The sequence below is a fragment of the Clostridium sp. MCC328 genome, from assembly GCF_018785465.1.
In the GTDB taxonomy this organism is placed as follows: domain Bacteria; phylum Bacillota; class Clostridia; order Lachnospirales; family Lachnospiraceae; genus Pilosibacter; species Pilosibacter fragilis.
Window position 1 is genome coordinate 23,335 of record NZ_WQPW01000024.1, and the last position, 6,684, is coordinate 30,018.

Sequence of the window (6,684 nt, forward strand, 5' to 3'; positions counted from 1 at the left end):
AATGTATGTACGCTGCAAAAATGGGGAACAGGGTAAATGCCGTGAAGAACAGGCAGCCCGGAGAGCGGCGGATAAAAATATCAAATAATGAGTAGAAAAAACAGGGAGGAACAGGAATGCTGTACGAAGAAAAGCAGATTGAGACAATACCGGTTGGACCTTTAGGTCTGATTCCGCTGAAAAGCTGTGAGGATCTGGGTAAGAAGGTAGATGCCTGGCTGGTCGAGTGGAGAAAAGAAAGAGAGAGTGAGCACAAGACCACGATCGCTTTTGCTGGATACCAGAGAGATTCCTATATTATCGGCGCAAAGACTCCGCGTTTCGGCTCTGGTGAGGCAAAGGGAGAGCTGACAGAATCTGTCCGCGGTGATGACCTCTATATTATGGTAGATGTCTGCAATTATAACATGACATACACGATGAACGGCTTAAAGAACCACATGTCTCCGGATGACCACTATCAGGATTTAAAGCGTGTGATCGCAGCCGTAGGCGGAAAGGGCAGAAGGATCAATGTGATCATGCCGTTCCTCTATGAGAGCCGCCAGCATAAGAGAACCGGTCGTGAGTCCTTAGACTGCGCGATGGCGCTCCGCGAGCTCGTCGACATGGGCGTTGAGAACATCATTACGTTCGATGCGCATGATCCGCGCGTCCAGAATGCGATCCCGTTAAAGGGCTTTGAGACGGTACAGCCGATCTACCAGTTTATCAAATACCTGTTAAAGAACGAGAAGGAGCTTGAGATCGACAGTGACCACATGATGGTCATCAGCCCGGATGAAGGCGGTATGGGACGCGCAGTCTTCTTCGCAAATGTTCTCGGACTGGATCTCGGTATGTTCTACAAGAGACGTGACTACACAAAGATCATCAACGGCCGCAACCCGATCGTTGCCCATGAGTTCCTCGGCGCAAGCGTGGAGGGCAAGGATGTGATCATCGTTGATGATATGATCTCCTCCGGCGAGAGCATGCTCGACACCGCAAAAGAGTTAAAGAGAATGAAGGCAAGAAAGGTCTTCATCTGCACGACATTCGGTCTCTTTACAGGCGGATTAAAGAAATTTGATGAGTACTACGAGAATGGCATCATCGACCGCGTCCTGACGACGAACCTTGTTTACCAGACACCGGAGCTGCTCTCAAAACCGTACTATATCAATGTTGACATGAGTAAGTACATTGCTCTTATCATCGACAACTTGAACCACGACGCGTCCTTGAGCGATCTCTTAAACCCGACAGGAAGGATCAACCGCCTGTTGGCGAAGTACCGCGCCGGGGAGAGATAAGAATATTGGCAGTGAACGAACCGCAGTGAATTAGAAATTATGTGACCATATAAGAATGCCTGTCCTTTACCGGAAATTTTCCGGAGAAGGACAGGCACTTCTTTATTTCTGGGACTCTTATGAAAGATTCAGCTTTCATCATAGTGACATTGCGATGAGATATGGTACTCTTTGATCTTATATTACAGGCAGCGCCTTGAGATGCCAGGATATTCGGCTGTTTTGGCCCGATAACCGGAACAGTATTGGAAACAGGAGATGCTGAAAATCCCTTGGAAAATGAAGTGAGAAAAACTGCCAGGGGAAAAACATTAGACTAATTCACGAATCACCCGTGCTACGAGCGTACGGGAAAGAAGGACTGGCTTTTGGGTCAGAGCCTGGATACGCTCCTTCATTTCGATGGTGTATCCGATGCAGTCTAAAAGGATCAGATCTGTATCGGCGGGGATCTCCTTTGCAGCTGCAAAAACAGCGAGAGGATCGCCGTAGGGGGATACAGAGGTCACGTGGAGAGAGTCACAGCAGTCTTTCCACTTTCCGGGCATCTGTGCCTCCTGCTCCTTTGTAGGAATGATGACAGACAGATTTTTCACGCCGATGGCCGGAATCAGTCCCTTTAAAATATGGTCAGGGAAGATAAGGGGGACATTAGAGCGAAATTCAGCCGGGAATTCTCCGGTGCAGAGGAAAAGGATCAGGGAAACACCCTGCTGTTCGAGATTGTCAATGCAAAGCTGCAGGCGGGGAAGAATGTAGGATTCTCCGAATGTCGCTGAGGTTCCGTCCGTGAGTCTGGACACAAGGACATTTTCACCAGGACGCGGAACAAACTTTGCGATCTCTTCCTTTGAAAGTCCGTCCAGTGCTCCTGCCTGAATGATCTCAACCGAGTCTCCGAGGATGGGCTGGATCTCAGGAATCAGGTCAACTCTGGGAGACTGGCCGACAGTAATCGCGCCGATTTTTTTCATAGTGATACCCCTTTCAGAATCATTGGTTTGAGGGCTGCCTGTGGCAGTCCACAGGTACAAGATACCTTTACTTAGATATCATCAATATATCACATCTGTAGCCTCAAAGCCAGGTAAACATTGGGCTTTCCATCTATCAATCCGCATCTTTCGTATATTTCTGTCTCTTCCGGACGAACGTTGACGGTGTCATTCCGAGGCTCTCTGCGGCCTCACGGACGTTTCCGTACTTTTCGTAGGAATGGAAGGAATGCACCCAGCATCCTGTGAGGGGGGGGCAGAGTCTTTCTCATCTGGAGGCGACGACGACGTTTCTCGAGAAGAGGGCGCATGGGGAGTTTGTGAGAAAATAGAGAAAACCCTACCAAATTGAGAATGAAGAAACCTCCGGGAATAGCAAAAATGCGGTGACTGGAGGTTTTCTTATGACTTGCCGCTTATCAGGTGGTGCATGTCAGGAGGTAAAACAAATTTAAAAGAAATTTAGGATTTTCCTCTGTCAGGATGTGGTATGATATTGGCACAGAAAGGCTGATGTGCGTGACCAATGTGTGCGTCAGCAGTCTGATTGATAAGATATAAGAAATATGCTATAATGAAATGCGGCTTACAGAGAGGAGACAGCTATGAGAAAGACGTATTTGTACATGACAGCAGTAGCAATGAGCGCAGCTTTGGCGGCCGGATGCCAGAAGGCAGAACCGGCGGAGACAACTGCGGCAGCAGAGACAGTGGCTGAGTCAACCGGGACAGGGATGGCGGAGAGTGAGTCTTCTGAAACCAGTGGAACAGCGGCGCAGGACTATGAGAGGCTTGCGGATTATCACCTGCTTCAGGGAATCGTGACGGGGACGAATGACGAAAAAGGAACGTTTACGCTCAAAGCAGATGACGGTGGAGAATATGTGATCACGACCGGGAATATCGGTGACGTGGAGACCGAGATCGCGGATGACAGTCTTGTTGTAATCGGATATATCGGTGTCGAGATCCATGACAATATGGATCTGGAGAAAGTCAATATGGTGATCGCGGCACCGGGAGATGATGACTGGACGATTGCATATGCAGAGGGAACGACGACGGCCAATGCGATGAGCACGTTTATGATGGTGACAGCAGATGGAACTGAGATGGGGTTCATGAAGGATGGCTGTCCGATGGATGAGGATGCTCTGGGCGGAGACAGCGGAGCGAAGATTGGCGTTGTATATATGGATTCCGAGGATGTAAGCTTTCCGCTGGAGATCAAGAAATTGCAGTAAAAAATATAAATATGGGAATTTTCCCGGAAAATAGCTGGCTATAACGGTCTTCTGTTTAGCTGTCCGGGAATAGCAAAATTTTTGAGAATTATAATATATCAAGAAAGAAAATGGGGTTTAAAAATGGCAGATTTATTTCACCGTGTAAGTATTCGTAAATTTAAAGATGAGGCTGTATCAAATGAAGATATCGGTTATATTCTGGAGGCAGCGATGGCAGCGCCGTCCGCGAAGAACCAGCAGCCGTGGGAGTTTTATGTAGTAGAAAACCGTGAAGTTTTAAAACAGCTCGGAGAGTCCAGCCCGTTCTCCGCGCCGGCAGGAAAAGCACCGGTGGCGATCGTGACTGCATACCGTGAGGAATGCGATCTGCCGGAATTTGCACAGATCGATATGAGCATCATGATGGAAAACCTGTGGCTTGCAGCGGATGAGATCGGACTTGGCGGCGTATGGCTCGGCGTAGCTCCGAGAGAGGAACGGATGAAGGATGTAGAGAAGATCGTCGGAATCCCGGCGGGACAGCGGGCCTTCGGCATCTTTGCTCTCGGTTACCCGGATGAGGAGCGGACCCAGCAGGATCGGTTCGATCAGAGCAGGATCCATTATGTGAAATAAGATAGAAGAAGGAAAGAGACAGTGTGGAGAGATCCGTACTGTCTCTTTTGCTCATGTCAGAAAGAAAATGCCGGATAGAAGCTGCAGATGATAAGTGGAAATGTAACCCATGCTACACTGTAGCAATTCATATAGAAAATAAAACCGGATTCCGATATCATGAAGGAAAAGAAAGAGACTGGGAGGAATGATCATGAAGAAAATTTTTGATTATGTCGATCAGAATTTTGATCGCATGATGGAGGAAATGAAGGAATTTTGTTCCCACCGCAGCGTAGCAGGGGACAAGACCGGATTGGAAGAGACAAGAAACTGGATTGACAAGAAGCTAAGTGCAGTGGGAATTCCGCACGAATTTCAGAAAGTGGAGAATGGAAATGCCTTAATTTCAGCTTCTGTTTCCGGTGAAGATGGAGATAAACATCCGTCTCTGTTATTCTATAATCACTACGATGTCGTGGAAGAGGGGAAACATGAGCTGTGGTCCAACGAGCCGTTTAGACCGATGATCCGTGACGGTGTCCTTTATGGGAGAGGTGTGTCGGATAATAAAGGTCCTCTTCTCTCAAGAATTCAGGCGGTGGAAGCGATTCTTGCAGTGGAGGGCAAGCTGCCGATCAATGTAAAATTCCTGTTTGAGGGCGATGAGGAGACGAGCAGCCCGTCTTTATCTAAGTTTTCCAGAGAACAATCAGAAAAGTTTAAAGAATTATCGAAAGCAGACGTCTGCCTGTGGGAAAATGGGCGCCGCGATGAAGAAGGAAGACCATGGGCGAGATTCGGCGTCAGGGGAAGTGTGAGCTTTGAACTGTCGGTAGAAACTGCGAAAAAAGATGTTCATGCCAGAATGGGGACATATGTTCCAAGTGCATCCTGGCGGCTTGTATGGGCGCTTGCAAGTCTGAAAAGTGCGGATGAGAGAATCACGATCGAGGGGTTCTATGATGATGTCCTTCCGGTGACGAAAAAGGACGAAGAGATCTTAAATGCATTCCCATATAATGAAAAGAGCCAGTTGGAAAAACTGGGACTGACCTCATTCCTGCGGGGAAGCAGTGGGCTGGAATTGAAAAAGCAGATCTATATGGAGCCATCCATGTCAGTCTGCGGTCTGGAAGCCGGCGAGCTTTACAATGGAGCCAGAGGAATCGTGCCGCACAAAGCATACGCGCGGATCGGATTTTATCTGGTTGCAAACCAGTCTCCGGATAAGGTGGAAGAACAGCTGCGGGAACATCTGAAAAAGCATGGTTTTGGAGATGTAAAAGTCGTACGCAGAGGCGGAAATACTCCGGTCCGTACCAGCGTGGATATTCCGTTAAAGGAATGGCTGGAACATTCCGCGGCGGAAGTTTATGACAAACCGATGGTGATCGAGCCGACAGCGCTTGGCAGTGGCCCGGCAATCTATTTCCACCGTGCATGGCCGGATATGCCGATCGTTGGCGTAGGACCAGGAAATACAAATGCAAACCATCATGCACCGAATGAAAATATGAAGCTGGATGACTACAAGGCATCCATAAAACATATGATCGCGCTGATGTACGAGATGGGGAAACAAGATAGAGAATAAGAAATAAAAGAACAGATCTGGTATTATGTGTAAGTACCAGATCTGTTTTACATTAGATATCAAAGGTGGGATCACGGTCAATCCGTAATATGGATGCTGTTGAGTTCCACCCGTTTATTAATGACACGGAGAAAGTCTTCGCGGGCCAGTTCACTGATCAGGCGGCTCACCGTCACACGGTTTGTTCCTATAATAGAGGCAATCTCCTGATGTGTGTAATAATGGCTCAACGGATACCAGGTGCGGTCTTTGCTGGATGCCGGATCGGACAGGAGAACAAAGAAATTTTTCAAACGTTCTTTCACGCATTCGAGAGTTACACTTTCAAGTTCCCGCTGTAAGAATGCCCGCTTATTGCTCAGACTGCGGATGATGGCATCGCGAAACACCTTTTTTTCAATCAGAATATTATATGCATTGGCATCAATTTTATATAAAACAAGATCAGTCAGCGCAGAGGTATAACGCTCTGCGATCGAAAACATTTTTTTATTTGCAAACAGACTTTCCGTAAGAAACCATCCGGCACTGAGAATGTAGGAAATCTTTTCCTGCCCGGTCAGCCCAAACATGGAGTGGGAGGTCGAGCCACTTGCAATATAAGTGATTTCTGTAAGCTTTTGACCGGGTTTAATATAGTAGGTATTAGCAGGCACCTCAATGCGGTACCCATATGTTTTTACAAGCTCGGAAAGCTCGTCGTTGATATATGGTTCGAAATTTACACAGTATTCTCGTTCCAAAGCCAAACACCTCCTTAAAATGCGGGGAATGCCGGGACTCCAGCTTAAAAATATGAAAGTGAAATACATCATACAGTTATGAAAAAGTTTATCATTATGCCTAAAAATTGTCAAGAAGTATAGCTTTATAGAGCACGACAAACGCATGAATGATTGTCTACCACCAATTCTGTTTTCAGCTATTTTTAAGCTTCTAAAAGTTCTTCCAGATAC

Annotated in this window: 7 protein-coding genes; 4 read left to right on the forward strand and 3 right to left on the reverse strand. The window is 47.2% G+C overall.

Translation table 11 applies throughout. The features are described from left to right. Positions 1-116 precede the first annotated feature (116 nt). Positions 117-1,295, forward strand: a complete 1,179-nt coding sequence (locus GPK83_RS04960) for a ribose-phosphate pyrophosphokinase (RefSeq protein WP_015552943.1) — start codon at positions 117-119, stop codon at positions 1,293-1,295. 311 nt (positions 1,296-1,606) lie between these two features. Here GPK83_RS04960 and GPK83_RS04965 read toward each other — a convergent pair whose 3' ends face one another. Then, positions 1,607-2,269: an AroM family protein gene (locus GPK83_RS04965; protein ID WP_215704149.1), complete on the reverse strand. Its 663-nt coding sequence runs from the start codon at positions 2,267-2,269 to the stop codon at positions 1,607-1,609. A gap of 136 nt (positions 2,270-2,405) precedes the next feature. Then, positions 2,406-2,525, reverse strand: coding sequence for a helix-turn-helix domain-containing protein (locus tag GPK83_RS16790; RefSeq protein WP_345941777.1), 120 nt, complete (start codon positions 2,523-2,525; stop codon positions 2,406-2,408). Positions 2,526-2,895: 370 nt separating this feature from the next. On the opposite strand from GPK83_RS16790, the gene GPK83_RS04975 reads away from it, so the two are divergent. The 3 genes from GPK83_RS04975 to GPK83_RS04985 all read left to right on the forward strand — a co-directional run bounded on the left by GPK83_RS04975 (position 2,896) and on the right by GPK83_RS04985 (position 5,728). Further along, a complete protein-coding gene (locus tag GPK83_RS04975) occupies positions 2,896-3,534 on the forward strand; it encodes a hypothetical protein (RefSeq protein ID WP_215704150.1) in 639 nt (212 codons plus the stop codon). Positions 3,535-3,657: 123 nt separating this feature from the next. Then, the gene (locus GPK83_RS04980; RefSeq protein WP_015552946.1) at positions 3,658-4,152 is read left to right on the forward strand and encodes a nitroreductase family protein; all 495 of its coding nucleotides are present in this window, start codon (positions 3,658-3,660) and stop codon (positions 4,150-4,152) included. Positions 4,153-4,345: 193 nt separating this feature from the next. Beyond that, entirely contained in the window at positions 4,346-5,728 is a 1,383-nt protein-coding gene (locus GPK83_RS04985; RefSeq protein WP_215704151.1) for a M20/M25/M40 family metallo-hydrolase, read from the forward strand. Positions 5,729-5,805: 77 nt separating this feature from the next. On the opposite strand, the gene GPK83_RS04990 is transcribed toward GPK83_RS04985, so the two are convergent. Next, positions 5,806-6,684 (reverse strand): Crp/Fnr family transcriptional regulator (locus GPK83_RS04990; protein WP_215704152.1); only part of this gene is annotated, 879 nt, incomplete at its 5' end.